22 protein-coding genes are annotated in these 25,856 nt (G+C 56.0%); 15 read left to right on the top strand and 7 right to left on the bottom strand.

The features are described 5' to 3' along the window. Positions 1-107 precede the first annotated feature (107 nt). Positions 108-629 carry a DinB family protein gene (locus tag BLR09_RS02455; protein WP_093197252.1) on the bottom strand — a complete coding sequence of 174 codons (522 nt, stop codon included), beginning with the start codon at positions 627-629 and terminating at the stop codon, positions 108-110. Between the two features lie 4 nt (positions 630-633). Beyond that, complete coding sequence (locus tag BLR09_RS02450; RefSeq protein ID WP_093197249.1) at positions 634-1,647, bottom strand: LacI family DNA-binding transcriptional regulator; 1,014 nt, start codon at positions 1,645-1,647, stop codon at positions 634-636. Positions 1,648-1,831: 184 nt separating this feature from the next. Between BLR09_RS02450 and BLR09_RS02445 the strand changes: the two genes are divergently transcribed. The 15 genes from BLR09_RS02445 to BLR09_RS02370 all read left to right on the top strand — a co-directional run bounded on the left by BLR09_RS02445 (position 1,832) and on the right by BLR09_RS02370 (position 20,459). Continuing rightward, the gene (locus BLR09_RS02445) at positions 1,832-4,930 is read left to right on the top strand and encodes a SusC/RagA family TonB-linked outer membrane protein (RefSeq protein ID WP_093197247.1); all 3,099 of its coding nucleotides are present in this window, start codon (positions 1,832-1,834) and stop codon (positions 4,928-4,930) included. Between the two features lie 13 nt (positions 4,931-4,943). Further along, on the top strand, positions 4,944-6,482 hold the full coding sequence (locus BLR09_RS02440; RefSeq protein ID WP_093197244.1) for a SusD/RagB family nutrient-binding outer membrane lipoprotein: 1,539 nt from the start codon (positions 4,944-4,946) through the stop codon (positions 6,480-6,482). Between the two features lie 35 nt (positions 6,483-6,517). Next, complete coding sequence (locus BLR09_RS02435; protein ID WP_176785418.1) at positions 6,518-8,503, top strand: dienelactone hydrolase family protein; 1,986 nt, start codon at positions 6,518-6,520, stop codon at positions 8,501-8,503. Further along, positions 8,500-9,870: a Gfo/Idh/MocA family protein gene (locus tag BLR09_RS02430; protein WP_093197239.1), complete on the top strand. Its 1,371-nt coding sequence runs from the start codon at positions 8,500-8,502 to the stop codon at positions 9,868-9,870. The genes BLR09_RS02435 and BLR09_RS02430 overlap by 4 nt, the downstream gene beginning before the upstream one ends. Positions 9,871-9,883: 13 nt before the next feature. Continuing rightward, positions 9,884-10,627 (top strand): glucosamine-6-phosphate deaminase, encoded by a 744-nt coding sequence (locus BLR09_RS02425; protein WP_093197236.1) that lies wholly within the window; start codon positions 9,884-9,886, stop codon positions 10,625-10,627. Continuing rightward, entirely contained in the window at positions 10,624-11,934 is a 1,311-nt protein-coding gene (locus BLR09_RS02420) for a sugar MFS transporter (RefSeq protein ID WP_093197234.1), read from the top strand. The genes BLR09_RS02425 and BLR09_RS02420 overlap by 4 nt, the downstream gene beginning before the upstream one ends. Further along, on the top strand, positions 11,934-13,124 hold the full coding sequence (nagA, locus tag BLR09_RS02415) for an N-acetylglucosamine-6-phosphate deacetylase (RefSeq protein ID WP_093197831.1): 1,191 nt from the start codon (positions 11,934-11,936) through the stop codon (positions 13,122-13,124). Before BLR09_RS02420 ends, nagA begins: the two co-directional genes overlap by 1 nt. A gap of 260 nt (positions 13,125-13,384) precedes the next feature. Then, entirely contained in the window at positions 13,385-14,362 is a 978-nt protein-coding gene (locus BLR09_RS02410; protein WP_093197231.1) for an alpha/beta fold hydrolase, read from the top strand. Positions 14,363-14,387: 25 nt separating this feature from the next. Beyond that, a complete protein-coding gene (locus BLR09_RS02405) occupies positions 14,388-14,837 on the top strand; it encodes an organic hydroperoxide resistance protein (protein WP_093197228.1) in 450 nt (149 codons plus the stop codon). Between the two features lie 153 nt (positions 14,838-14,990). Then, positions 14,991-15,941, top strand: a complete 951-nt coding sequence (locus tag BLR09_RS02400) for a heme-binding domain-containing protein (protein WP_093197225.1) — start codon at positions 14,991-14,993, stop codon at positions 15,939-15,941. Beyond that, positions 15,938-16,357 carry a hypothetical protein gene (locus BLR09_RS02395; protein WP_093197222.1) on the top strand — a complete coding sequence of 140 codons (420 nt, stop codon included), beginning with the start codon at positions 15,938-15,940 and terminating at the stop codon, positions 16,355-16,357. Before BLR09_RS02400 ends, BLR09_RS02395 begins: the two co-directional genes overlap by 4 nt. A gap of 8 nt (positions 16,358-16,365) precedes the next feature. Beyond that, the gene (locus tag BLR09_RS02390; RefSeq protein WP_093197220.1) at positions 16,366-17,376 is read left to right on the top strand and encodes a sensor histidine kinase; all 1,011 of its coding nucleotides are present in this window, start codon (positions 16,366-16,368) and stop codon (positions 17,374-17,376) included. Further along, on the top strand, positions 17,357-18,124 hold the full coding sequence (locus BLR09_RS02385) for a LytR/AlgR family response regulator transcription factor (RefSeq protein WP_093197217.1): 768 nt from the start codon (positions 17,357-17,359) through the stop codon (positions 18,122-18,124). Before BLR09_RS02390 ends, BLR09_RS02385 begins: the two co-directional genes overlap by 20 nt. 681 nt (positions 18,125-18,805) lie before the next feature. Further along, positions 18,806-19,471: an ATP-binding cassette domain-containing protein gene (locus BLR09_RS02375; protein ID WP_093197213.1), complete on the top strand. Its 666-nt coding sequence runs from the start codon at positions 18,806-18,808 to the stop codon at positions 19,469-19,471. 211 nt (positions 19,472-19,682) lie between these two features. Then, a complete protein-coding gene (locus tag BLR09_RS02370; protein WP_218126573.1) occupies positions 19,683-20,459 on the top strand; it encodes a DUF1223 domain-containing protein in 777 nt (258 codons plus the stop codon). Between the two features lie 61 nt (positions 20,460-20,520). On the opposite strand, the gene BLR09_RS02365 is transcribed toward BLR09_RS02370, so the two are convergent. The 5 genes from BLR09_RS02365 to BLR09_RS02345 form a co-directional block, all read right to left on the bottom strand. Then, positions 20,521-22,101 carry a Na+/H+ antiporter gene (locus tag BLR09_RS02365; RefSeq protein ID WP_093197210.1) on the bottom strand — a complete coding sequence of 527 codons (1,581 nt, stop codon included), beginning with the start codon at positions 22,099-22,101 and terminating at the stop codon, positions 20,521-20,523. A 239-nt stretch (positions 22,102-22,340) separates the two neighbouring features. Beyond that, positions 22,341-22,739, bottom strand: coding sequence for a DoxX family protein (locus tag BLR09_RS02360; protein ID WP_093197207.1), 399 nt, complete (start codon positions 22,737-22,739; stop codon positions 22,341-22,343). A 118-nt stretch (positions 22,740-22,857) separates the two neighbouring features. Then, positions 22,858-23,571 (bottom strand): MBL fold metallo-hydrolase, encoded by a 714-nt coding sequence (locus BLR09_RS02355; RefSeq protein WP_093197205.1) that lies wholly within the window; start codon positions 23,569-23,571, stop codon positions 22,858-22,860. A 44-nt stretch (positions 23,572-23,615) separates the two neighbouring features. Further along, complete coding sequence (locus tag BLR09_RS02350) at positions 23,616-24,152, bottom strand: RNA polymerase sigma factor (RefSeq protein ID WP_093197202.1); 537 nt, start codon at positions 24,150-24,152, stop codon at positions 23,616-23,618. Between the two features lie 233 nt (positions 24,153-24,385). Next, positions 24,386-25,849: a SusD/RagB family nutrient-binding outer membrane lipoprotein gene (locus BLR09_RS02345; RefSeq protein ID WP_093197198.1), complete on the bottom strand. Its 1,464-nt coding sequence runs from the start codon at positions 25,847-25,849 to the stop codon at positions 24,386-24,388. Positions 25,850-25,856 lie beyond the last annotated feature (7 nt).

Raw genomic sequence — 25,856 nt, 5'->3', positions numbered from 1 at the left:
GTTGGGGAAACCAAGGTAGCAATAATTGCTCAATATGGTGATCGGTTCGCCAGGTGATTTCCGGTTGAAATTTGTCAGAATCATGCTTCCGAGACAGACTCGGCCAATCATACCAGACCGTACCGGTCAAGCAGCAACCGGAGGTGATGGGTCGCATGCCCGACCGTCATCCAGCCGAGACTCCGCGCCGAGTACCGCATCTTTCCCGGAAAGTCGCAAAAGTCGATCGTGTCCTCTGTCATGTGCCGGAACAGGTGAATTGTCGCATCCCGGAGCAGTTGAAACTCCTCCGCAATCGCTGCCAGCGGGCGGGGCGGGGCATTCCGGGCGTAGGTTTCCCGTTCGGGTGCAAATTCGAGCGAAATATCCACCTTTCGGGACGCGCTGAACGCACGGTATGCATAAAACCGCTCGGTATCGTTGAGGTGAAGAAAGACATCCCGAACCGACCACTTATCTGCCGCATACCGGTAATCTTCCCGACCGGGCGGCACGGCGGCGATCAGGGCCAGTACGGCTTCACGGTTCCGGTGCAGTGCGTCAAAAAGATCACTTTCCGGTACCAGACTGAAGAAATAGGGACACCAGGGCGGAGCGTCCTCCGGGTTTGGCCTTCCGATGATTTCCATGTGGTTAAGGGTGTTTGCGACTCGATTCCCGGATGATGAGTTTTCCGGGCAGCGTAACCGCTTTGGGCTCAAAGTGCTTCCTGGCGATGTGTTTCAGGAGCAGTTCACAGCTGATTTTCCCGATTTCGAAGGCGGGTTCGGCAATCGTTGTCAGGGACGGGGAAATAATGCCCGATACCGGATCATTCGTAAAGCCGACGACACCCACCTCCGGACCTATCTGTACGCCTCGCGCCTTCAGGGCGAGCATTGCTCCAATCGCTTTCCGGTCATTGACGGCGAAAATCGCATCCGGTTTAACGGGTAGCTTCCAAAGTTGTTCGACGTCCTGCTGCCCGCATTCCTGGGAGAAGCCGGAGTGAACGACCCACTCTTCCCGGAGGGCCAACCCGTTTTTTTCAAGCGCGTCGGCATATCCCTGCCTCCGCTGACGGGAAAAGGCCAATCCGGCCGGCCCGCCGATGTGTGCAATGTGCCGGTAGCCGCTGTCGATGAGGTGCTGGGTTGCTTCAAAAGCGCCGTTGTAGTCGTCCTGCATGACTTTCGACGTCCGGACATCGCCGCCGACGCGGTCGAAAAACACGACCGGAATACCGTTTTCCAGTACCTGACCGTAGTGCCGGTCTTCGGGCGAGGTAAGGGATACCAGCAGCCCGTCCAGGCTGCTGAGCGAGAGATCCTGAATCAGCCGCTGTTCCCGTTCCGGCGAATCGTTCGTCAGAAAAAGGATAAGGTTATATCCGTTTTCATACGCTACTTCCTCAATGCCGGTAAAAACCGTCGAGAAATAGTAGTTTGTAATACCCGGCATCACGACACCGATGTTATGGGTATTGCTTTGTACGAGACCGATGGCATTGAAATTGGGCTTATAATGCAGTTCTGCGGCTTTCGCAAGGACTTTTTCCCGTGTTTCCCGGTTGACGTCGTACGCGTCCCGGAGCGCGCGGGAAACCGTCGACACGGAAATACCCAGCTCCCGGGCAATATCTTTTATGGTAATGAATTGGCGTCGCATGGATCCTGACTTTCCGTAAACTTAAGCAAACTCGGCCGGACGAGCCCTTCCCGGTACCAGTTATCGGTTGTTTCCGGGAACGTTCTCGCTACTTTATTCTGCCCATATATTGATCGGTGGTCTTTATTACTGCTATTTCGACCAATGGCAATTCGATTGTTAAGCACTTAACCCCTTTCTCAGAATGAATAAATACTTTATGCTGCGACTATCCGCCGTCTGGCTGATAGCAGGCTTCCTTTTTGTCGCCTGGCCAGCGTCAGCCCAGTCGGATATCCGCGGACGGGTAACCGACGCCGCGAATCAGTCCTCCCTCGCCGGCGTGAACATCCGGGTGAAGGGGACGGTCCGCGGGACGTCGACCGACGCCGAGGGGCGGTTCCAGTTGTCTGCCGCTTCCTCCGAGACCCTTGTTTTTTCCATCATCGGGTATGAAACGAAGGAAGTAACCGTTGGCAATCAGACCGACTGGAGCATCGCGCTGCAACCGGCCGCCCGCTCGCTGAATGAGGTAGTTGTGACGGCGCTGGGTATCGAACGACAGACCCGTTCGCTGGGCTATGCTACCCAGCAGATCAGCGGCGCGAGCCTGACGGCGGTCAAGGATCCGGGCGCCAACCTCATGAACAGCCTCAGCGGGAAAGTCGCCGGGGCGGTGATTACGCCTACGGCCACCGGCCCCGGAGGCGCTGTGCGGGTAGTACTGCGGGGAAACCGGTCCATCAGCGGCAATAACAATGCCCTGATTGTAGTCGACGGCGTTCCGATCGACAACACCATGTCTACCGAGCAGGGTGGCGGCGGGTCGGCCAATACCATCGCGACCCAGCCGAAAGGCATCAGCAGCGGGTACTCCGGCAGCGACGGTGCGGCGAGTATCAACCCGCAGGACGTCGAATCCGTTACCGTACTGAAGGGCCCCGCCGCCGCCGCGCTCTACGGCAGCCGCGCGGCCAACGGCGCCCTGATTATCACCACCAAAAGCGGGAAAAGCGGCGCGCTGTCGGTCAATTACAACGGAAGCGTGGCGATCGACGAACCCTTCCTCCTTCAGAAGTTTCAGAACACCTATGGCCGGGGCAACGGCGGTAAAGCCGGCGCCGAAGCCGCCGGAAGCTGGGGAGCGGCCGCGCAGACCTATTCGAATAATGTCCGGGATTTTTACCGCACCGGCAGCTCGCTGACCAATTCGGTGGACTTGTCAGGGGGAAACGAGAAGATCCGCGGCTACGTCTCGTATACCCATAACCGGAATGAGGGCATTGTGCCGCGGAATGGGCTCGAACGGAGTACGGTGAACCTGCGCCTCAATGCCCGGCCGGTAGAGCGGCTGACGACCGACGTCAAGATTACGTATATGGATCAGCGTATTCGGAACAAACCCCGTCTGGGCGATACAGGTATTCCGAATGAAGCGAATATCATGCCCCGCGACCTCAGCCCGGCGGAACTCGCGAAATATGAAACGATTGACGCAACAGGCAAGCCGGTTCCGGTCTACTGGACCAATTCGTCGATCTACCGGAATCCGAACTGGGATGTCTACCGGACCAGTCTGAACGAAGACCGCAGCCGTATCATGATGCTCGGTACCGCGAAATACCAGCTCACCGACTGGCTCAGCCTGCAGGGACGCTATAGCCTGGACCGGTACGATGATAACATCACGGCGTCGTATTATGATGGTACTGTGGCACTTCCGGTACAGCCGGGCGGGCGCTACCTCGAAGGATTCATCCGCCGGTCCGAACGGAACATGGATATTCTTCTATCCGGGAATAACAAAATAACCAACGGGCTGAATGTCAGCTACAACGTCGGAGCCAGTACCTTGCACATCAAAGGCAATAATACCCAGGCGCTGGCCAATGGCCTGAGTATCCCGAACCAGTTTAACCTGAATTTCGCGACGACGCCCGCCTTCTCCAATCTCCCGTTTGAGAAAAAGATGCAGTCGGTATATGGAAATGTCCAGTTCGACTTCCGCCAGTTGCTGTACCTGGATGTCAGTGCGCGAAACGACTGGTCGTCCACGCTGCCGGCACCGCACAGCTACTTTTACCCGTCTGTCGGTTTGTCGACCGTGGTATCGGAATGGCTCCATATGCCTTCCTGGGTGAGTTTCGGCAAAGTCCGGGCATCGTATACCCAGGTAGGGAACGACGCCGATCCATACCTGCTCATGCAGACGTACAGTTTCAGCCAGGGGGCCGGAAACGGTTTTGTATCACGGGATAATGTCAAGTATATCAGTAATCTGAAGCCGGAGAAAACCCGCTCCTATGAATTGGGGATGGAATGGAAGTTTCTGGACGGGCGCTTCGGGCTGGACGCGACAGTCTACAAATCCAATACCATTAACCAGCTGATTTTCATCGGGCTTCCACAGGCAACCGGGTATAGCCAGCAATACATCAACGCCGGAAATATCCAGAACAAAGGCCTTGAAATCTCCCTCACCGGCGACCTGATTTCCCGGAAAGATTTCCGGTGGACGTCTGCCCTCAACTTCGCCCGGAATATCAACAAGGTACTGTCCCTGAGTCCGGGAATTGCCCAGGCAAATCTGTCGTCGAGTACTGCGCTGGGAAGCTTGCTGGTGAAGCCCGGCCAATCCTACGGCGACATTTATGACTATGCCTGGACGAAGGACGCAAACGGACGCTATGTGGTAAACGCGTCCGGTCTCCCGACCGTCACCGCTCTTCAGAAACTCGGTAATTTCAACCCGGATTTTACATTGGGCTGGAATAATACGCTGAATTACAAGCGGTTCAATCTTTCTTTCCTGATCGACGGACGGGTAGGAGGTATCCTGGTTTCCGGTACGGACGCAACGCTGGCGTACTTCGGCGTGGGCGACTATACCACCCGATACCGCGAAGGCGGACTGGTTCTGAACGGCGTAAAAGCAGACGGATCAGCGAATACCACGGCGATTAATGCCGAACAGTTCTGGACGTCGGTATCGCAGGGAGGACGGACGGGTTACGGGCAGTTCTTTGCTTTCTCGACGACGAACTTCCGGCTCCGTGAGCTGTCTCTGGGCTATAACCTGAGCCTGAAGACGAAAGCAATCCGCAACGCCCGCGTTTCGCTGACGGCCCGGAACCTGCTGTTTCTCTATCGGGGCAAGTCCATCCTGGATATACCGGGGATTGGCAAGCGGACGATTCCCGTTGACCCGGAGTCGGCTATCGGAACAAGCAACTACCAGGGCATCGAATCGGGCATGCTGCCCCTCACCCGAAGCATCGGCCTGAACCTCAGTCTGTCCTTCTAACTTCCTGACACACATGAAAAAGATACATTGGCTGGCACTGGTTCTCGGCATGACGGCCTGTACCGGCGACTTCGAATCGATCAATACCAACAACGGCAAACTGACGGAAGCCGGCGCACGGGAAATTCCCTTTCTGTTTTCCCGGGCGCAGTCGGCAGCGGCCATCAACCAGTCGTACTACCAAACCACGCAAAACCTGTATGCTGATTTGTATGCACAGTATTTTGCGCTGACGACGACGAGCTTTCTCACCGATCGCTACGTCATGAACGATGGCTGGCTGCCGCGACCGGGTATTGTGACCTATGTCATGACCGTTCCGCAGCTGAAACTCATCCTGGATAATACGAAGAATACTTCCGGAGAATACGCCCTGGCGAATATCATCTGGGCCTATACCTTTCACCGGATGACGGATTACTTTGGCCCTGTTCCCTATTTCAAGGCAGGGGAGGCGCAATCGGCCATTCCCTATGATGCGCAGGACAAAATTTACGACGATCTGTTCAAGCGGCTCGACGCTTCCGTGACGGCGCTGAAGCAATCGGGTTCGGCGAATGTTTTCGGAACGTATGACCTCATTTACAACGGGGACGTCCAGCAATGGATACGGTTTGCCAATACCCTGCGTTTGCGCCTCGCCCTGCGTATATCGCGGGTAGCACCCGAACGGGCAAAGGCCGAGGCCGAAGCGGCCGTCGCAGCCGGTGTCATGACCGAAACCAGCCATACTGCCTGGTTGAAGCGCTCGCTGAAGGGCAGCGACGGGTACGGTTTGTCGAACATCAGCTCGTTCAACGAATTCAGCATGAGTTCGACGATGGCTTCATACCTCAAAGGCTATAACGACCCCCGGCTGAAGGTATACTTCCAGCCGTCGGTAGGCTCCGGGCAGTACCGGGGCGTGCGCAACGGTTCTACAGCGGTAGCAATCAACGATCCGCTGAACCGGCCCGCGCAGACCTCCAACATCGGCACGCGGTGGGTAACCTGGAGCGGATCGGCCTGGGTACCGCAACTGGAAGCCTCTCAACCGGTTTTGTTCGCCGCAGAGGCTTTTTTCCTTCGGGCCGAAGGCGCGCTCAACGGCTGGAACATGGGCGGTACTGCAAAGGATCTGTATGAAAAAGGAATCGAAACCAGCCTCCGGCAATGGAATGTGAGTGATGCTTCGGTGATTTCGGGGTACATTCAGTCGACCGATGTACCCATAGCTCCGGGAGACGTCGCAAATTCGCCTGCAGTGGCCGATATTCCCGTCAAATGGGGCGCTTCGGAACCGGTACAGCGGCAACAGGTGGGCACGCAGAAATGGCTGGCGATATACCCGGACGGGCTCGAAGCCTGGGCCGAATTCCGCCGGAGCGGCTACCCGAAGATGTACACCGTGCTGCAATCGGATAATGCCGACCTGCCGGCCGGGACGTTCATCAAGCGACTGCCGTACCCGTCGTCCGAAGCCAGTACCAACGCCGACGAACTGAAAAAAGGAATCCAATTACTGGGCGGCCCCGATAATGCCGCGACCCGCCTCTGGTGGGATGTTGACTGATGTATATGACGTTGTTCACGCTAATTTCCGTACTCATGCTCAGCGCTTCCGGCGATTCGACGGGCAGCAGGCCGCAGGATCACCTGCCGAAAGTCTTTCGAGATCAATCAGTTGATCTTATCGAGAAGGCACTCCGGAGGGAGGCTGCTGTCGCGTATCAAACCCACCCGGTCCCAGCCGATGGAAAAACCTGGGCGGGCCATCGGGAAGAGCTGCTGAGCCGTATCCGCCGGGCATCCGGCTTCCGGCAGTACCCTTCTTTGCCGTTGGATTTGCAGGAAACAGGCCGTATCGACCGGAAAGGGTATTCCATCCGCCGCGTCGCCTTCCGGACACGGCCCGGGGTGCTGACGACGGCCAGTCTGTATGTGCCGGAGGGAAAGGGTCCATTCCCGGCAGTAGTCAGCCTGCATGGGCATTGGTATGGCGGGCATACGGCGGAGATCGTCCAGAGCATCGGGCATACCCTCGCACTGAACGGATATGTCTGCCTTTCGCCTGATGCGTGGGGAGCGGCGGAGCGGTCCACCGATCACGAAAACTACGAGTACCACGGTTCCAGCCTCGGGGCATCGCTCATGGATGTGGGCGAAACGCTGCTGGGTATGCAGCTGACGGACAATATCCGGGCCGTAGACCTGCTGGCATCGCTGCCTTATGTAGATCCTGCCCGCATCGGCGCTACCGGCGCGAGCGGCGGCGGCAACCAGACCATGTGGCTGACGGCTGTGGATGAGCGGATTAAGGCATGTGTGCCCGTCGTCAGTGTCGGTACCTTCGAAGCCTATATCCTGAACAGCAACTGCGTATGCGAGCTGCTGCCCGACGGGCTGACGTTTACCGAAGAAGCCGGCGTCCTCGGCCTCATCGCCCCGAGAGCAATGAAAATATGCAATGCGATGCAGGAGGCGAACCGCTCGTTTTTTCCGTCTGAAATGATGCGCAGCTACGAGGCGGTGCAGCCGCTGTATACATCGCTGAACGCCCGGGAAAACCTCAGCTACCAGCTTTTTAACCGCCCCCATGGATACTGGCCGGAAGTCCGGGAGGCGATGCTGGGCTGGTTCGACTTACACCTGAAATCCGCCGGCCACGGCGCACCGAAGGCAGAGACCCCTTTTGAGCTGGTACCTCCCGAACAACTGCTGGTGTTTCCAGCGGGGAAACGCCCGGCAGAGGTAGTTACGACGCCGGTATTCTGCCGGAAACAGGGTGAGGAACTCCGCGCGGGACTTCTTCGGGAAAAAAACGGAAACTCCGGCGCCAAACGGCAGGAACTGAAACAGGTTTTGCGCCTGGACGAGACAGCGTCCATTCATAAGGTACATACTTTTTCGGCGGAAGGCGGCTGGGAGCGCCTTGCGATTGAGACGACGGACGGCAAACTGATTCCCGTGCTGCTGCGTCCCGGAAAAGCCGGCGAATACGTCATTCTGACGCATCCGGGTGGAAAGGATAGTCTCCATATCTCCGCCGAATATGCCGGAAAAGGGTTGGTAGTGGTGGATTTATGGGGAACCGGCGAAAGCCAGTCGGCACTTGCCCGCAGCGTCGACGGACAGCTTCCGCCCTTCCATACCCTGGCGCGCTCGGCGCTCTGGCTGGGGCGGACGGTGATGGGCGAATGGGTGGGCGACCTGCAGCGGGTGGGCGAGTACCTCCGCCAGGAGCGGAAGGCTACGCGCCTCGAAATCGACGGTACGAAAGAAACCGGCCTCGCCGGGCTGTTTTATGCGGCACTCTCGGAAAATATCGCAGCGGTGACGCTGCGGGAAAGTCCTACCAGCTACCTGTTTGACAACCGGAAAACGGTCGACCACTTCAACATGGCCATACACCTGCCAGGATTACTGAACTGGGGCGACGTCTCGCTTGCAGCTGCGTTGAGCCAGGCGACGGTAGTCTGGTACGGAGCCGTGTCGATCTCCGGAGGGCCTGTAGACCCGGCGAAGGAGTACGATTCTGTCCGGGTAGCGTATAAAGGCCAGGGAAAAACGATTTTCAAGCCTGCAACAAAATGAACAACCGAAGGGATTTTTTGAAACTCACGGGCCTGACAGGCCTTGGTATCGCCGGGGACTGGAGCCAGTTCGACATACCCCGCAAGCAGAAATTCAACATGTCCGGGTACGGCGCGCCGGCAATCGACACGGTACGGATCGCGTACATTGGTGTCGGAAACCGGGGAACGGGCGCTGTCAAACGCATTGTCCGTCTCGAAAACGTAGACGTGAAGGCGATTTGCGATATCCGTCCCGAAAAAGCCGAAGAAGCCGCGCAGGTATTCAAAGGAACGGGCCATGCCCCGAAGCTATACTCCGGAAGCGCCGACGCGTGGAAACGGGTGTGCGAGCGGGACGATATCGACCTTGTCTATATCTGTACGCCCTGGGCGCTGCATACGCCGATGGCCGTGTATGCAATGGAGCACGGCAAGCACGTTGCCGTTGAAATTCCGGCGGCTAAAACCATCGAGGAATGCTGGCAGCTCGTCGAAACCTCGGAGCGTACCCGCAGGCACTGCATGATGCTCGAAAACTGCTGCTACGATTTTTTCGAACTCATGACGCTGAACATGGCGCGGCAGGGGTTTTTCGGGGACATCGTGCACGCAGAGGGAGCCTATATCCACGACATCTACGATTCGTTGTTCGACAAGTCGAAACGGTACGACCTCTGGCGGCTGAAAGAAAACCTCCGCCACGGTAACCTGTACCCGACGCACGGTCTCGGCCCGGTATGCCAGGTACTGGATATCAACCGCGGAGACAAAATGGACTACCTCGTTTCGATGTCTGGCGCGGATTTCATGCTCGGAAAGCGGGCGGAGCCCCTTGCCCGGCAGGATACCGACTTCCGTTTTGCCGCCGGGAAATCCTTCCGGGGCAACATGAATACAACCACGATCCGGACGCAGAAAGGGCGGACCATCCTGGTCCAGCACGACGTCACGTCTCCGCGCCCGTATTCCCGCATACACCTCGTGAGCGGGACGAAAGCCACCGCACAGAAATACCCCCTGCCGGGCCGGGTTTCGACAGGGCACGAGTGGTTTTCCGAACCCGAAATGAAAGCGCTGGAAGAAAAATACCAACCCGAAATCGTCCGGCGGGTGGGAGAGCTGGCGAAGCAGGTCGGCGGGCACGGCGGTATGGACTTCCTGATGGACTGGCGCCTGATCGACTGCCTGCGGAACGGCCTCCCGCTCGACCAGGACGTTTATGACGCCGCGTTGTGGAGCGCCATCGGCCCGCTGAGCGAGTGGTCGGTTGCGCACCGCTCCAATTCCATCGACGTTCCGGATTTTACCGGCGGTTCCTGGAAAACCAACCAACCCGTCGACATCAGCCTCAGCAAGGGAGGAACCACCCGAGTCAAAGCATCTTAATCCTCGTTTTTACATGCAAGTATCCATTTTACCCTCCAGCCGCGAGCTCGGCACGCTCGCCGGCCGGGAAACCGCGGCATTGATCCGCGCCGCCATTGCGGAGCGCGGTACCGCGCACGTCATCCTCGCTACCGGCACCAGCCAGTTCGAAACGCTCCGGCAATTGATTTCGGAAGAAATCGACTGGAGCAAAGTAGTAATGTTTCACCTCGACGAGTACATCGGCTTGCCGGAAGCGCATCCGGCGAGCTTCCGTAAATACCTGAAGGAACGGTTCCTGGCGCGGGTTTCCCCACTGAAAGCTGTCTTTCTGATCGACGGAGAAGGAAATCCCGAAGAGGTAGCCGCCCAACTCGGCCGGGACATCGCGCAGTATCCGATCGACGTCGCGCTGGTGGGCGTAGGCGAAAACGGGCACCTGGCTTTCAACGATCCTCCGGCTGATTTTGAGACGGAAAAGGCGTACCTCATCGTCGACCTCGACGAGCCCTGCCGCCGTCAGCAGATGAACGAAGGCTGGTTCGGGTCGCTGCAAGAAGTTCCGACACAAGCGATCTCCATGTCGGTCCGTCAGATTCTGAAGTCCCGGCACATCATTTGTTCGGTTCCGGACGCCAGGAAGGCGCAGGCCGTCAAAGACAGCCTGGAGCAACCGGTGAGCAACCGGTATCCGGCGAGTATTCTCCGGGAGCATGCCGATTGCCGCTTTTACCTCGATGAACCGTCGGCCTCCCTGCTCGAAACACGTCTGGCATGAAGGCAGTCCCCGTCAGTGAACTGACCCGGAGAGATACCCGGATTTCCCTCCTGATCATCGGTACGCTGTTTTTCATTTTCGGGTTTGTGTCGTGGATCAATGCCATCCTGATTCCCTATTTCAAGATAGCCTGCGAACTCAACCACTTTCAGTCGTACCTGGTGGCCTTTGCGTTTTACATTGCCTACTTCGTGATGTCGGTACCTTCTTCTTTTGTCTTGAAGAAAACCGGCTTCCGAAAGGGAATTATGCTGGGTTTCTGGGTGATGGCCGTGGGCGCGTTCCTGTTCATACCTGCCGCGCTGACGCGTACGTACGGGCTTTTCCTGACCGGACTTTTTACCATCGGACTCGGGCTGGCCTTGCTGCAAACGGCTGCCAACCCGTACATCACCCTGCTGGGGCCGCCGGAAAGTGCTGCCCAGCGCATCAGCGTCATGGGCATTTGCAACAAAGGCGCGGGGATTCTCGCACCGATACTCCTGGCAGCGGTGATTCTGCGGGCGACGGACGGGCAGTTTCTTCAGGATCTGGCGCAGATGACTGGTGCGGAGAAAGAAGCCGCGCTGGATGGATTCATCCGGCGGGTGATTCTCCCCTACGGCGTCATGGGGGTTATTCTGGCAGGACTGGGAATCGCGGTACGCCTCTCGCCGCTTCCCGAAATCGATACCGAACATGAAACGGATGCCGTCGCGGAAGCGAATGCCGGCAAGACTTCCATCTTCCAGTTCCCCCACCTGATACTGGGCGCCCTTGCTATCTTCCTTCATGTAGGTACGCAGGTAATCGCGGTCGACACGGTCATCGGATATGCCGGATCTATGGGTATAGGTCTGCTGGAGGCAAAGGTATTTCCGTCGTACACCCTTGCGATGACGATAGTGGGATACCTGCTCGGTATTGTATTGATTCCCAGGTATGTAAATCAACGCGCGGCGTTGTGCTTCTGTACCTTGCTCGGGACCGTACTGACGCTGCTGATCCTGTTTGCCGGTGGGAATATCCGGTTGCTCGGGCACTCCGCTGATTTGTCTCTGTGGATGGTGGTATTGCTTGGATTAGCCAATTCCCTGGTATGGGCCGGTATCTGGCCCCTGGCGATGGACGGCCTCGGGCGCTTTACCAAACTCGGCGCATCCCTCCTCATCATGGGGCTGTGCGGAAACGCCCTGCTGCCGCTGGTGTATGGATACGTTTCGGACCTGGCCGGCGTCCGGAGCGGGTACTGGGTATTACTGCCGTGCTATCTTTACCTGGTATTTTACGCGTTCCGGGGTTGCCGGATACGAAAATGGACCCGCTGATGGCGCGTTATATTCTAACCAATGCCCGCATCATTACCCCTTTCCGGATACTGGACGGGGGTAATGTGTATGTGGAAGACGGAAAAATTGTTCACGTCGGAGAAACCGACATGGCGGACGCGCAGGTCATCGATGCCGGGGGATGCTACCTGTCGCCCGGCTTCATCGACCTGCATGTGCACGGCGGCGGCGGAGCCGATTTCATGGATGGAACGCCGGAAGCGTTTCTGACCATAGCCGAAACACACGCCCGCTACGGCACCACGGCGCTGGTACCGACCACGCTCACCGCTGAAACGGATGACCTGCTGGCAACACTCGACGCCTATACCGCCGCCCGCCGCGTCAATACCCGCGGCGCGGCCTTTCTGGGTATGCACCTCGAGGGGCCGTATTTCGCGTTGTCGCAGCGTGGCGCGCAGGACCCCCGGTATATCCGGAATCCCGATCCGGCTGAATACCAGCGTATTCTGGATTACAGCCCGGATATCGTCCGGTGGAGCGCCGCGCCGGAATTGCCCGGCGCATTGGCTTTCGGAAGATGCCTGAAAGAACGGGGTGTATTGGCTGCACTGGCGCATACCGATGCGGTGTACGACGAGGTCGTCGCAGCCGTGGAAAGCGGCTATTCGCTGGCGACGCATTTCTATTCGGCGATGTCGGGTGTGATGCGGCGGAATGCCTTCCGGTATGCCGGTGTCATCGAAAGCGTATACCTCCTCGACGAAATCGACGTGGAAGTAATTGCGGACGGCGTCCACCTGCCGGCGCCGTTGCTGAAGCTGATTTACAAAGTCAAAGGCATTGACCGGATAGCCCTGATTACAGACGCCATGCGGGCAGCGGGTATGCCGCCGGGAGAGAGTATCCTGGGTTCGGAAAAGAATGGTCTGCGCGTGATTGTGGAAGACGGCGTCGCGAAATTGCCTGACCGTACTTCGTTTGCGGGGAGTGTGGCGACGGCAAACCGCCTCGTCCGGACTTTCCGCGATCTGGCAGCAGTACCGCTCCACGAGGCCGTTCGCGCCGCAAGTCTTACCCCGGCCCGCATCATGGGCATCGATACCCGCAAAGGATCGATCGCCGTCGGAAAAGACGCTGATCTGGTTCTTTTTGATGAAAATATTGACGTTAGATGGACGATGGTGGAGGGGAGGGTGGTGTTTGGGGGCAGGGCGCATGGGGCATAGGGGCATGCGCCGCAAAAACGAAGGCTTGTTTATTTTTCTGTGAAGTCTGTGTAGTCTGTGAGAAAAAAATATCTCTCACAGACTACACAGACTTCACAGAAAGTATGGAGTCATACTTGCCACCCTCTGGCTCCCGCCCTTTAACCCCCCCAATCGTCCGCTTCCGCCCCTCTTTTGTCCGGTTCGGCTGAAAACCCGTTCCCGAACCGGTCGTCTGTGAGGAGTTTTGGATCACCGAAAGGCACCAAACAACTCCTGTCATGAATCGCAGACCTATTGCCATCTCCCTGATTCTCTTTTTGTTACAAGGAATAGCCGCCGCTCAGACGAATTCCTTCGATACCCTCAAACAAATCAACGCCGGCGTCCTCAACGTCGGATATGCCGAAGCCGGACCGGCCACGGGCCAGCCCGTCATCCTTCTCCACGGCTGGCCGTACGACATCCACAGCTACGAAAAAACGGCCGGCATCCTTGCCGAAAAGGGCTACCGCGTGGTCGTTCCGCACCTTCGCGGCCACGGCACTACCCGCTTTTTGTCCGACGATACCTTCCGCAACGGACAGCAGGCCGCTATCGCCGCCGACATCCTCGCCCTGATGGATGCGCTTCACATTCAAAAGGCTATTCTGGGCGGGTTCGACTGGGGCGCCCGCACTGCCGACATCCTCGCGGCGCTGTGGCCGGAACGCTGCCAGGCGCTGGTATCCGTCAACGGCTACCTCATCAACAACCTCGAACGAAACAAACAGCCCCTTCCGCCGAAAGTCGAGTATGGCTGGTGGTATCAGTATTACTTCGCGACAGACCGCGGGAAAGCCGGATACACCGCCAACTGGCACGATTTCAATCAACTCATCTGGAAAAGTGTATCACCCCGCTGGAATTTTGACGATGCGACCTACGAAAAAGCTGTCGCTTCTTTTCAAAATCCTGATTATGTGGCAATTGTGCTCCATAACTACCGCTGGCGGCTGAGCCTGGAACCGGGGGACCCGCAATACGAAGCCATCGAGCGGAGGCTGGCGGAAGCTCCGGCCATTACTGTCCCGACCGTTACGCTTGACGGCGATTCTGACGGCGTCGTTCCGGCGGGAGACGGCTCCGCCTATGCACGGAAGTTTACCGGACGGCACGTACACCATATCGTCAAAGGCGCCGGTCACAATCTCCCGCAGGAAGCGCCGGAAGCCTTCGCTGCCGCTATTATCGAAGCCAATCAGTTCAGTAATCCCTAGTCAATCAGTCAATCCCGAAAAAACCATGGAAACATCCAATGCATTTCAATCGACCCCGTTTGCGGTGTCACAGGTACTCTACACCGGTCAGGTCCACATCACGGGAGGCCGGGAAGGCGCTGCCCGCAGCAGCGACGGCCGCCTCGACATAGCCCTTTCCACGCCCGGAACCAAAGGAACCGGCACCAACCCCGAGCAATTGCTCGCGGCGGGCTGGTCGGCCTGCTTCATCGGCGCGATGAAACACAACGCCTCACGTTTACAGGTGACCGTTCCTGCCGATGTCTCGGTGGATACGGAGGTGGATCTGGCAACGGGTGAAGACGGTTTCCGCCTCCAGGCCCGCCTGAACGTTAACCTGCCGGGGCTGACGTCTGAGCAGGCCGTCGCCCTGGTACAGGCTGCACACGAAACCTGTCCGTACTCGAAAGCGACCCGTGGAAACATCAACGTGACGATCCAGGTGCGGGTTTAGCAGCTGATTCTGACTTAGGGGAGGCGCGGAAAGTGTCTCCCTTTTTTTCGCCTCCGGTATTGTCCGCTTTGCAGGCAATCGTGTCCGGTTCGGCGCGAAAACAACAGGTTAGGTGGTTGACAGTCAGTTAGTTTGATTCAAAAAACGATCGTCATGAAAACAACATATAAACCAGTACTGCTTGCGGCGACTGCCTTCCTGGCGGTCCTACTAGCGCTCCAGTGGGTCCGGAAACCTGTCGAAAATCCGCCGGTAACTCGCCCGATCCAGGCGCCGGCAGAGGTTACGGCCATTTTCCGGAAGGCCTGTTACGACTGCCATTCGAACGAAACAAAACTGACCTGGTACGATAAAATCGCGCCGGTATCCTGGCTCATCGCCGCGGATGTGGAGGCGGCCCGGACCCGGTTCAATTTCTCCACTTTCGATAGCCTCGCTCCGGCCGATCAGCAAGGGAAACTCTGGGAAATGGTGAATATGGTCGCCATGGGACGCATGCCCCTCAAGCCGTACGCCGCCCTGCATCCGGAAGCCCGGTTGACGGGTACCGATCTCGATGTGTTGAAAAAGTACGTACGCAGCCTCAGCCCGTCGAAATACCACGACAGTACCGTCGTCAATCAGGAAGCAAGAGAATTTGAACAGCTACAGCGGGAGACGAAGACTATCCACGTGCGCCCGGTAGCGGCCAATGGCATTGCCTACCTGCCGGACTACCGTAACTGGCAGGTAATCAGCACCACCAATCGCTTTGATCTGCACAGTATCCGCATTCTTTATGGAAATCCGGCAGCGGTCAAGGCGGCGAAGGAAAACCGCCCCTTTCCGGCCGGCAGTATCCTCGTCAAAGCTGTCTGGAATAGCATCGAAGAGGCCAACGGAGACATTACGCCCGGTTCGCTCAACAGTATTCAGATGATGGTGAAAGATCCCGAACGCTTTCCGGATACGGCAGGTTGGGGTTTTGCGAAGTTTAACGGGCTGACACTCAAGCCCTATGGCAAGACGGCCCTTTTCAATACTACCTGCTACAACTGCCATCAGATTGCGGAGAAGAACGATTACGTGTTTAATCTTCCTGCCATATCTCCTGCAAAACCATGAAGAAATTTCTGATCGCCGCCGCGCTGGCGGCAACCTCCTGTACACAGCAACCTCAACCCGTCCGCGATTTTTTCGACGCCGGCAACCTGACCGTCATCACCGCTTTTGCGAACACCCGTCAAAAAACGATGGCGCTGCTCTTCGGAAACACGGCCGCCGGTCGGAGTGCCCGGGCGGGCTACCGGCACCCCGAACCGGGTGCGGTATTCCGGCTTGTGATTTTCGAACAGACTGATAATCAGAACTGGTACGGTAGCCACATCAACGGAGCGGTCCGAAGCGTCGAATCGATTTCGGTAGCGGCAGGCGGACAGCTGGTCTACCGGCTCGAACAGGGAAGCGCTCCCGGAAAACCAACAGCACGTATTGCCGCTATCTTCGCCCACCGGCCGGCTGTATTTCCGCCGCAGCTTTGACAGAACCGATGAAAAACCTCAAGATATCGACCGCCACGATCTGGATCAGCTCCCTGATTCTGGGACTGCTGTCGTCCGTACCCATGATTGCCGAGCCGGTTTTCAGGGCGCCGGAGGCAGCGGCGAACGCCGCGCTTACCGCTTCCTTCGCGGTCGCGATGTGGTATTTCAATTTGTACCTGATCGCGCGGAAAGCGAACTCGCCGAAGCGTCAGAGTATTTCCTACCGGGAACTGATGAGCAGCCTGGTGTTTGGTCTCGTCCTCATGCTGGCGTTGGCGTGGATTCAGCAGCTGATTTTGTCGCATATTCCGTTCGGGCCGACGATGCTGATGGTGGAAGTGCGTGGCATTCTGATCAACCTGGTGTTTTTCATGTTTCTCCGTCTGTTGCAGCAAAACTATGTGAATCAGCATGTTAACATGGAGCTGGAACGGACTAAAAGCGATAACCTGAGCGCGCAGTACGAGTTGCTCAAACAGCAGGTCAATCCTCATTTTCTCTTCAACAGTCTCAATACACTGAAGGCTATGGTCGAAGACGGGGAGAAAGAGGCGGTGGATTTCATCCTCAAGCTCTCCAATTTCTACCGCTTCACGCTCGAAAGCCGCAAGCTCGACCTAATCCACGTACAGGAAGAGATGGAAATTCTCAACGCCTATCTGTACCTGCAGCAGGCGAGATTTGCCGGAGGCTTTACGTTTACCGGTACGCTCGAACCGAAAACGCTGCAAACGCTCATTCCGCCGTTTACCCTTCAGCTGCTGGTCGAAAATTGCATCAAGCATAATGTTGTTTCGCTGGACAAACCGCTCAAGATCCGCCTTTTCGAGGAAAACGGGTGTATTGTGCTGGAGAACGACCTTCGGCCCAAAACCGGCGAACCTTCTACCGGCGTGGGCCTGAAAAACATCGATTTACGCTACGAACACCTGCTGGGCCGCCATATTGACGTCGTCCGGGAAGAGAACGTCTTCCAGGTAAAACTTCCGCTTATTTATGAACATCATCATCATTGAGGACGAGATCCGTACCGCCAAATCCCTGATCCGGATACTGGCGGAGCTGCGTCCTGAAAGTCGTATTGTCGGACAGTATCAGAGTGTAGAGGGGTCGGTTGCGGCGCTGTCGGCCGGGCCGATGCCCGACCTGATTTTTATGGATATTCAGCTCGCTGACGCACTTTGTTTCGACATTTTCAAGTCGGTTAAAATTACCTGCCCCGTGGTTTTTTGTACGGCGTTTGACGAATACTCGCTCGAAGCTTTCAAAAACAACGGCGTGGACTACGTCCTGAAGCCCTTCTCCGAGCAGGACATCCGGGATGCGCTGCGGAAAGTAGACGAGTTGAAAAACTTCTTCCAGCAGAAAGCCTTGCCGGATCTGACGGATTTGCTATCCCGGCTGGCGCCTCCTCCGCCGACCGGAAAATCGAGCTTTCTCATCTTCAAAGACCAGAAATACAAGACCGTACCGGTCGAAAGCATCGCCTTCTTTTTCATCCGGCATGACATTACCTGGATCATGTGTTTTGACAAGCAACAGTATTCCCTGAATCAGTCGCTGGATCAGATTACGGCTTCGGTCTCGCCGAGGCAGTTTTTCCGGGTAAACCGGCAGTATCTCATCAATTTTGATGCGATTATGGAGGTGGAACCCTATTTCCTTCGAAAACTGCACGTCAGGCTGACGCTGGAAACGCCGGATAAACTGCTCGTCAACAAAGAAAAATCGCATTCTTTTTTGTCGTGGATGGAGGATAGATAACAGGACAGAAGGAGCAACGGATTTTGGGCTCACCCCCAAAGCTGGGCAGGTAAAGGTATTTACTGAGATACGACAAATCTGCGTGGATGATGCCAAAGAAGCTACCGCTGAAGGAATTACCAGGACAATCGCCTTTTCAAACATGCTTTGGGTGATGCCTGCGGCCTGTTAAAATTGCTGATACAGCATATCTGGTATTGTCATTCCTGCTCCGAATGACCAATAGGGTCCTTCGTTTGAATACGTTTTGCTTTCGCTCGCCCAAACGATCTTTATGCCGGTCAAAGAGTTGGTTGGGTTCCTTCTTCACCGAAGCATACTTGAAATCATAAAATATGTTAATGCCTTTAAAGACAAGGTGTTAATAAGTTAATCCTTGATAGCTTGTGGCGTTTAAAAATTAGCGCATGAACCAGGCTTTTTGGAAATATTACCTTGATTTGACAAAATTCAATGTTGCTATTTCCCTGTTACTGGCATTTGTAATAGGTCCGACCAGTGGGATTTTTTCATTTCTCAGTACCGGGATGGTCCTGAGCTTAATTGCTTACTCGCTTTTTCATGGAAACGAATACTATCTGTATTATAACCTGGGCTTAACGAGGGTACGGTTAGTGCTGACATCCTACCTGGTAAATAGTTGTATAGCCATTCTGGCCGGAGCCTTCTTCGCAATCTGATATGCAGTTAGAGGTAAAACATATCGAGAAACAGTTTGGAAAAAGAGTAATCTTGAAGAATGTAAATTTTCACCTGAGAACTGGCGAAGCAGTTGGGATTTTTGGCAGAAATAGCTGTGGTAAATCTACTCTCATGAAAATTTTATTTGGCACGATGACGTCCGGGAGAGACTCAGTATTTGTCGACAATAGCCGATTTTGGCCAAAGGCAAATATTTCCGGTAAATTAATCGCCTATCTGCCTCAACATAGCTTTCTGCCCCGTGATATGAAAGTCAGAAATCTTATTGCTATGATATTCACAGATGGGGAAGTACAAAACAGAATATTTTATTCACCCGGTGTCGCATCGTTTGAAAACCAGCGGGTTGGAGCGCTCTCTCTGGGTATACTAAAGTACTTTGAGTTCCTCATATTGGCTCATATGGACCACCCATTCCTCATGCTGGATGAACCGTTTTCAATGATAGACCCGCTCTTTCATGATGTTATTAAGGATGTGATTACGACTAAGTTGACAAGTAAAGGTATTCTCCTGACCGATCACTATTATGACGACGTATGGCAGGTTACAGAAAGAAACTATGTACTTGTTGATGGATCGACATTCGAAGTGAAAACGAAAGAAGATTTAGCAACACACGGTTATCTGCCGGGCCGCAAATAACTTAGCCGTACTTTGAAGACTGCGCTGAGTTTTCGATTCCTTCTCTTTTCATTCAGAAAAATGTTCCTGAAAAGTACCTGACGTTTTAGGAGCATTCCATTTCCGGCGCCCCTTTTGTCTGATCCGGGCATAGATGTGTCCGTTTCGGCTGGTTTTCGCTGTGTTCCGTATCGGGTCGCCGGTACTTTTGAATCAACAAAATCAGCTAAAAATGAGAACATTACACGTCCTGGTTACCGCGCCGGTCATCGTCCTGATGGTATTTGCCGCCGCCGCCCGTTGCAAATCCGAACCCGATCGCCCGATGGCTGCCGACGGGTTTGCCGTCCTCGAACTGTTTACGTCGGAAGGGTGCTCCAGTTGCCCGCCTGCCGACGCCCTCCTGGCCCGCATCCGCAGCGAAACGGGAGACAAGCCGGTTTATATCCTCGCCTATCACGTCGATTACTGGGACCACCAGGGCTGGAAAGACCGCTTCAGCAGCATCGCTTTTACCCGGCGGCAGAACCGGTACAGTCGCTCGCTGTCGAGTCTGCTGTATACGCCGCAGCTGGTTGTGAACGGGAGCGACGAGTGCATCGGTTCAGACGAAGCGAAAGTACGCGCCCGGATACGAACGGCTTTGAGCCGGCCTTCGGCTGCGTCCCTCGAAACGCATGCCGAATGGCAGAACGGGAAACTGGCACTTCACTATACCACGAAAGGTGCCGGCTCCGGCGATGAACTGCTCGTCGCCGTTGTACAGAAAGAAGGGATAAGTCAGGTCAAACGGGGAGAAAACGAAGGTCGGACCCTGTCCCACGTGCAGATTGTCCGCGATCTTCAGACCTATCCGGTTTCGGGTGAAAATACGCGTCAGATCCCTGTACCGGCGGGATTTAACACCGGAGATTGGGAGTTGATCAGCTTCGTTCAGAACCGCGATACGGGTATTATCTCCGCTGCTTCCCGGGCAGTGGTAACGACGCCGGAAACTTCAGGGAAGTAATGTCATGTGATACAAAAAGGCCTTCGTATCCGATACGAAGGCCTTTTTGTTGTCGAAGCAATTAAATAATCTTCAGCCGCTCCTCCTCCAGATCGAGCTGGTAGAGCTGCCGGCGGATAATTTCCTCGCTGAGCATGGGATCGTTGTTGGCGTCGGCCAGGTACCGACGCTGGCTTTCCAGCATTTCAATGAAGATGACGCGGGTTTGGTCGTCCATCCAGTTTTCTTCCGACGACCGGTTTTTATCCTCCCAGTGCCGCAGTAACTTCTGAACCCCGGCATGATCGTGAAATCCGTTTTCGTGCTTGTGCCGGAGAAAACGGAAGGTATGCTCCCGCAGACCCTGTTTCAGCTGCTGCCGGGCCTGCTCTTCGCTCTCTTCGTATGCGGGAGTGTGAATGCCGCTTCGCCGGATAATGAAGGGAAGGGTTAATCCCTGTACGACCAGCGTCAGGAGAATGACGACAAACGTGATGAAAAGGATCAGGTTACGCTGGGGAAACGCCGCGCCGCTGTCGAGCGCGACGGGTATCGCCAGCGCTGCCGCCAATGAAACGACGCCCCGCATACCCGTCCATCCCAATACGAGCGGCATGAGCAGCGACCGCCGCCGCGATTGAAAGATTGGGGCGACGCTCGGCCGGAAGATCAGCGTAGCAAGCATTGCGGCGTAGGAACTGATGATTCGTGCGGCGACGAGCACGCCGGTTACCAGCACGCCATACCCGATAGCCGTTGTCAGCGGGATACCTTTGGAACGGAGGCCGTCGACGATCTCCGGAAGATCCAGCCCGATAACCAGAAAGACGACTCCGTTGAGAATAAACGCGAAGCTCTCCCAGACACCATAGCTGCCAATGCGGCTACCGCTGTTGAGGAAAGACAGGCGCTGCGTCGACATATACAACCCGCCCGAAACCACCGCGAGTACGCCGGAACTATGGACCTGCTCGGCGAGCCAGTACAGGAAGTAAGGCTCGATGAGGGTAAGCGCGATATCAGAAGGCGCATCTGTCGGGAGTCGCTTGTGCGCCTGTACGAACACCCAGGCAAGGCCGAGACCTAACCCTGCTCCGCCGACGATCATCCATAGAAAACTAAGCGCTGCTTCCTGCCAGATAAACTGGCCGGTACCAACCGCGATCAGGGCGAAACGAAAGATAATCAGGGAGGAGGCGTCGTTGAGGAGGCTTTCGCCCTCCAGAATCGTTGACGTGGAATGCGGAACTTTCACAAACCGCATGATCGCACCGGCGCTGATGGCATCGGGCGGAGAAACAATTCCACCCAGCAAAAAGCCCAGCGCCAGGGTGAAGCCGGGAATCACGTAACTGGTCACCACCGCGACCGAAAGCGCCGTGAAAAACACCACCAGAAACGCGAAGCTTCCGATGATCCGCCACCATTTTTTCATCTCCTTGAAGGAAATGGACCATGCCGCTTCGAACAGGAGCGGAGGTAAAAAGATGAAGAAAATAAGGTCCGGATCGATCCGCACCGGAGGCAGTCCCGGAATGAAACTGACGAGCAACCCCGCCAGAACGAGCAATACGGGATAGGCAATTTTCAGTCGCGTGGCCCACATTTCCAGCAGGACAACGGCGGCTACCATCGCCAGTAAAAACGGTAAAATGCTGTGCATGAACAAGATAGGTTTCGCTGAGAAGCTGTCGGGAGTTGCCGGCCGGAGGAACGGACGCCTTCTGCAGAGACCGGCTGGCTTTCCCTGAGCGGTTTTCCCAATACGATTCTAACAGATTTACCGGCAACATGCAATATCCTGATGGAAAATACCTAGCAGAATTAAGTGAATACCGGAGCAAACGAAAGCGTCCTCTGTCTGAACCGACAGAGGACGCTTTTTCCGGATAATTCAAAGGACTATCGGGCGACAGATACAGACGCGTGCCAGCCGGGGTATAGTTTCCGGAACATGGCATAGGTGACGGAAACCATAACAAATGCAACAACGGCGTCGACTGTGGCCGGCAGACCGAGTACGGCCAGCTTCGAGCCGAAAGCGAAGAGGATATCAAAGAATACTCCGGCGAATACCCATTCTTTCAAACGGAGCAGCTTATCGGGAATCAGCAGCACGATAACGCCGGATACCTTTGCCACGCCGAGGATATAGATGAAGTGGGCCGGGTAGCCCAGTTGCTGTGTGATCTCCCATACCAGCGGGTTTTTGGTCAGTTCGAAGAAGCCGCTGGCGCCAAACCAGAGTGAAGTGAGCAGGGCGCCAATCCAGTAGATGATGGTTGCAGTTTTGTGTGACATTGTCTTGATAGTTAAGAAGTTATGACACAAAACTAGGCTGCTCTTTTCTCGCCGGACACCGGATTCCGGCCGAGGCGGACAAACTTCCCCCCGAATCAGACAGACACCGGGGCGAAGGTTATCTCCACTGCATCAGCGCGGCGTTGAGGGCGTCTTCCACCCGCCGTCGGGGCTGGTGAAAATAGCTCATCCCGTGCCCGGGAAGCATGACGTCGGTATCGATCCGGGCGAAGCGCCGCAGGGAATCGATGTACAGGGTTTTGTTGAAGTCGATGGAGCCGCTCCAGCCGAAGTCTCCGCTGAGGAGGGTACCGATGACGTCCCCGCTGATGACCACTCGTTTCCCGTCCCACAAAAAGAAAAAGGCAGTGCAACCCATGCTGTGGCCCGGCAGGTGCATAACGGTGATGGTCAACCCTGCAAGGCAGATTTCCTCCCCGTCGACCAGTACCTGATCTACTTCTACAGGTGTAAAGGTTTTGTGATAGAGGTATCCGCAGCAGCGCTCGTCTCCTGCGGCGACGGCCTCTGCCGTTTCACGGATAGCCAGCAACCGGACGCCGCGCTGCCGGAAAAGGTAGGCGCCGCCGGCATGGTCAAAATGGGGGTGCGTGAGAATGGCGTAGCGGATGTTGTCAGGGTTCAGACCCCAGTAACGCATGTTGGCCAGCAGCTGATCGAAGGTATCTCCGCAGCCGCAATCGAAGAGGATAAGGCCTTCGCCGGTATCAACTATATACGAATTGCCGTCGTTCCAGAGGGCGTCGGGCTCGTCGAAGGTGATTCCGTTGAGATCACCCCCGATCTGGTAAATATGGCGTAAAAGCTGCATAAGGTGCGGTATTTCTGGTAATACGCCGGAATGTGGCGTCGGGGCTATCGCCGCGGAATCAGTTGTTCGCGCAGGACATGCCGGGCTTTTACCAGGTGATTTTTGACCGTATTACGGGAGATATGCAGGAGCTCCGCGATCTCCTGGTACGAATGATCCTGCTCGATGGTCAACAGGAGAATGCGCTTCCGGCGACGGGGAAGGGTATGGATCGCCTGACGCAGACGGACGAGCCGCTGCTCATGCTCCTCATAATCTTCGTCCCCACAGGCATACTGGCGCTCGGCATATTGCTGGCGTACGAAGGCGTCACGCTCCATTTCCTTCAGAAAATCAAAGCATGTATTCCGGAGACAGGTAAACAGGTAAGCGTGAAAATTGAGCTCCGGGTTGATGAACGTTCTTCGTTCCCAAAGCTTGATCAGTACTTCGTGAAAGATATTTTCGGCTTCCTCGGGCTCCTTCACGATGGCGAGGCAATAGCGAAGCGCCGAGGGCCGGTACCGGTTGTACAACAGGGCAAATGCAGATTCATTTCCTTGCGTGATGTCGTTGAGGAGCTGCTGGCTGGGAGGGTTCATAGGGTGTTGCGGGAGGGCATGGGGCAGAGGGCGTGGGGCATAGGGTGGGGTAGTCCCGCTCCATGCCCATATGCTGCGCGGTGGCCGGTGGTTGAGCAACGTCGAAACCAGCGGGGCGAAAATGTCAGGGATGAAAAGAACGCACTACAGGTGATGTGGGATAGCATGGGGCAAGGGGCATGGGGCAGAGGGTGGGAGTACGCCACCCCATGCCCTCTGCCCCTTGCCCCATGCTATTTCAAATACCACATCAGGGTATACTCATCATCTGCGCCAAACGCTGCGACGGCTTTTTTGTAGTTCTCGTTGTTCGTGGCCGTCTCGGTATCCGGGTAGCGGAAACGCTGCGGCATTTTGGACAGGAGGGAAAGCGGCCCGGGCTGGAAGACCGGGTAACCTGTCCGCCGGTTATCAAACCACCCTTCGCTGCCTTTGAAGAAATTGGCCAGCCATTTCTGGGTGATGAGCTGCTCGAGGGTGCCGTCGTACTTCACGAGCGGCTGCGCCGCATAGCCCTGTGTTGTGGCCTGGGCTTTGACGCCCCAGTAGTCCATCGATGCGTCTATCCCCTTGTAATACAGGCTTTCAGCGGTTTCTCCGGAGAACGTCACGGCCTTCCGCTGGAGCGCTTCCGCCAGGATAAAACACTGCTCGGCATAGGTAAGCATGCTGGCTTTCAGCTTGTCGTCGGCATTTTTCCGGATGAGGGTACTGAAGGTGGAAATATGCGTTTCGCCGCCGTTGTACGACGCCGGATCGGCGATGGCGTGGGGTACGCCGACGTACGTGTTTTTGTCGACCGTCGCCCCCGTTGCAGCCGTCACCGGCGCTACCCATACCGGCAGGCGGGGGTCGTTGCGCGCGGTGAGGCGATCCACCAGCTCCTTACTCGCCTTCGTTTTCGTGAAATCAAAGTCGATCATGGCCAGGGTACCTCCCGGCCAGCTGTTGGCGGCGAGGGTGCCGAGGTACTTGATTTCGGGGTTGTCGGCGTTGCTTTCGAGGATGGGGTACTTCGTTTTATCGCCCAGTATTTCCTGCATTTCAGTAAACGCCTGGGGATAGTTTTTCGAAATACGCAGCAGGTACCGCAGGCGCAGGGAATTGGCGAACTTCCGCCATTTCAGGGTATTTCCGGCATACAGAACGTCGGAGGTCGCGACGATGGTTTTCGTCGTCGTCTGAAGCAGTTCATTGGCTTCTTTCAGCTCTGTCAGCAGGGCCGGAAAAATCGCTTCCTGCTTGTCATAGGCCGGCCGGGTCAGCCCGCTTTCTTTCGATTGCAGCGCCAGGCTATAGGGGATATCCCCGTATAAATCAGACAGATACCCGAAATTAAAGGCCTTCATAATCTTCGCCACCGCCAGGTACTGGTCTTCCCCTTTTTCCTTTGCCTGCTGGTAGAGGGTGTAGTTGAGAGTGAGGTAGGCGTAGGGATCCCACCAGCCTACCGGCCCCCAGTTGAAATTGGTGTAATCCGTGTTGCGAACCAGGGTAATGTACCGCCCCGCATTCGCGGCCCGGCCGGTGAAGGCCTGGGTCTGGTAATAGTAGGCGGACGACAGGACTACATTCGACATCAGGTAGTCGGAATTGATCGTCTCCGGAGAGTTCGGATTCTTGTTGATGTCTTCAAACCCGTCGGTACAGGCCGACAGTATCCAGACGGAAAAGAGAAACAGAAGTCGGTTGCGCATTGGTTTG

It is taken from the genome of Siphonobacter aquaeclarae, assembly GCF_900103285.1.
GTDB classification, from domain to species: domain Bacteria; phylum Bacteroidota; class Bacteroidia; order Cytophagales; family Spirosomataceae; genus Siphonobacter; species Siphonobacter aquaeclarae.
The sequence above is the reverse complement of the archived record's forward strand: the minus strand, read 5'-3'. Positions and strand labels throughout refer to the sequence as shown.

What these genes read in the sequence shown, in the direction of transcription:
- BLR09_RS02390 (WP_093197220.1), top strand. Translation starts at nt 16,366, where the DNA reads ATGAAAAACCTCAAGATATCGACCGCCACGATCTGGATCAGCTCCCTG.
- BLR09_RS02375 (WP_093197213.1), top strand. Translation starts at nt 18,806, where the DNA reads ATGCAGTTAGAGGTAAAACATATCGAGAAACAGTTTGGAAAAAGAGTA.
- BLR09_RS02450 (WP_093197249.1), bottom strand. Translation starts at nt 1,647, where the DNA reads ATGCGACGCCAATTCATTACCATAAAAGATATTGCCCGGGAGCTGGGT.
- BLR09_RS02405 (WP_093197228.1), top strand. Translation starts at nt 14,388, where the DNA reads ATGGAAACATCCAATGCATTTCAATCGACCCCGTTTGCGGTGTCACAG.
- BLR09_RS02365 (WP_093197210.1), bottom strand. Translation starts at nt 22,101, where the DNA reads ATGCACAGCATTTTACCGTTTTTACTGGCGATGGTAGCCGCCGTTGTC.
- BLR09_RS02445 (WP_093197247.1), top strand. Translation starts at nt 1,832, where the DNA reads ATGAATAAATACTTTATGCTGCGACTATCCGCCGTCTGGCTGATAGCA.
- BLR09_RS02440 (WP_093197244.1), top strand. Translation starts at nt 4,944, where the DNA reads ATGAAAAAGATACATTGGCTGGCACTGGTTCTCGGCATGACGGCCTGT.
- BLR09_RS02345 (WP_093197198.1), bottom strand. Translation starts at nt 25,849, where the DNA reads ATGCGCAACCGACTTCTGTTTCTCTTTTCCGTCTGGATACTGTCGGCC.
- BLR09_RS02370 (WP_218126573.1), top strand. Translation starts at nt 19,683, where the DNA reads ATGAGAACATTACACGTCCTGGTTACCGCGCCGGTCATCGTCCTGATG.
- BLR09_RS02360 (WP_093197207.1), bottom strand. Translation starts at nt 22,739, where the DNA reads ATGTCACACAAAACTGCAACCATCATCTACTGGATTGGCGCCCTGCTC.
- BLR09_RS02395 (WP_093197222.1), top strand. Translation starts at nt 15,938, where the DNA reads ATGAAGAAATTTCTGATCGCCGCCGCGCTGGCGGCAACCTCCTGTACA.
- BLR09_RS02455 (WP_093197252.1), bottom strand. Translation starts at nt 629, where the DNA reads ATGGAAATCATCGGAAGGCCAAACCCGGAGGACGCTCCGCCCTGGTGT.
- BLR09_RS02350 (WP_093197202.1), bottom strand. Translation starts at nt 24,152, where the DNA reads ATGAACCCTCCCAGCCAGCAGCTCCTCAACGACATCACGCAAGGAAAT.
- BLR09_RS02425 (WP_093197236.1), top strand. Translation starts at nt 9,884, where the DNA reads ATGCAAGTATCCATTTTACCCTCCAGCCGCGAGCTCGGCACGCTCGCC.
- nagA (WP_093197831.1), top strand. Translation starts at nt 11,934, where the DNA reads ATGGCGCGTTATATTCTAACCAATGCCCGCATCATTACCCCTTTCCGG.
- BLR09_RS02420 (WP_093197234.1), top strand. Translation starts at nt 10,624, where the DNA reads ATGAAGGCAGTCCCCGTCAGTGAACTGACCCGGAGAGATACCCGGATT.
- BLR09_RS02410 (WP_093197231.1), top strand. Translation starts at nt 13,385, where the DNA reads ATGAATCGCAGACCTATTGCCATCTCCCTGATTCTCTTTTTGTTACAA.
- BLR09_RS02435 (WP_176785418.1), top strand. Translation starts at nt 6,518, where the DNA reads ATGCTCAGCGCTTCCGGCGATTCGACGGGCAGCAGGCCGCAGGATCAC.
- BLR09_RS02385 (WP_093197217.1), top strand. Translation starts at nt 17,357, where the DNA reads ATGAACATCATCATCATTGAGGACGAGATCCGTACCGCCAAATCCCTG.
- BLR09_RS02430 (WP_093197239.1), top strand. Translation starts at nt 8,500, where the DNA reads ATGAACAACCGAAGGGATTTTTTGAAACTCACGGGCCTGACAGGCCTT.
- BLR09_RS02355 (WP_093197205.1), bottom strand. Translation starts at nt 23,571, where the DNA reads ATGCAGCTTTTACGCCATATTTACCAGATCGGGGGTGATCTCAACGGA.
- BLR09_RS02400 (WP_093197225.1), top strand. Translation starts at nt 14,991, where the DNA reads ATGAAAACAACATATAAACCAGTACTGCTTGCGGCGACTGCCTTCCTG.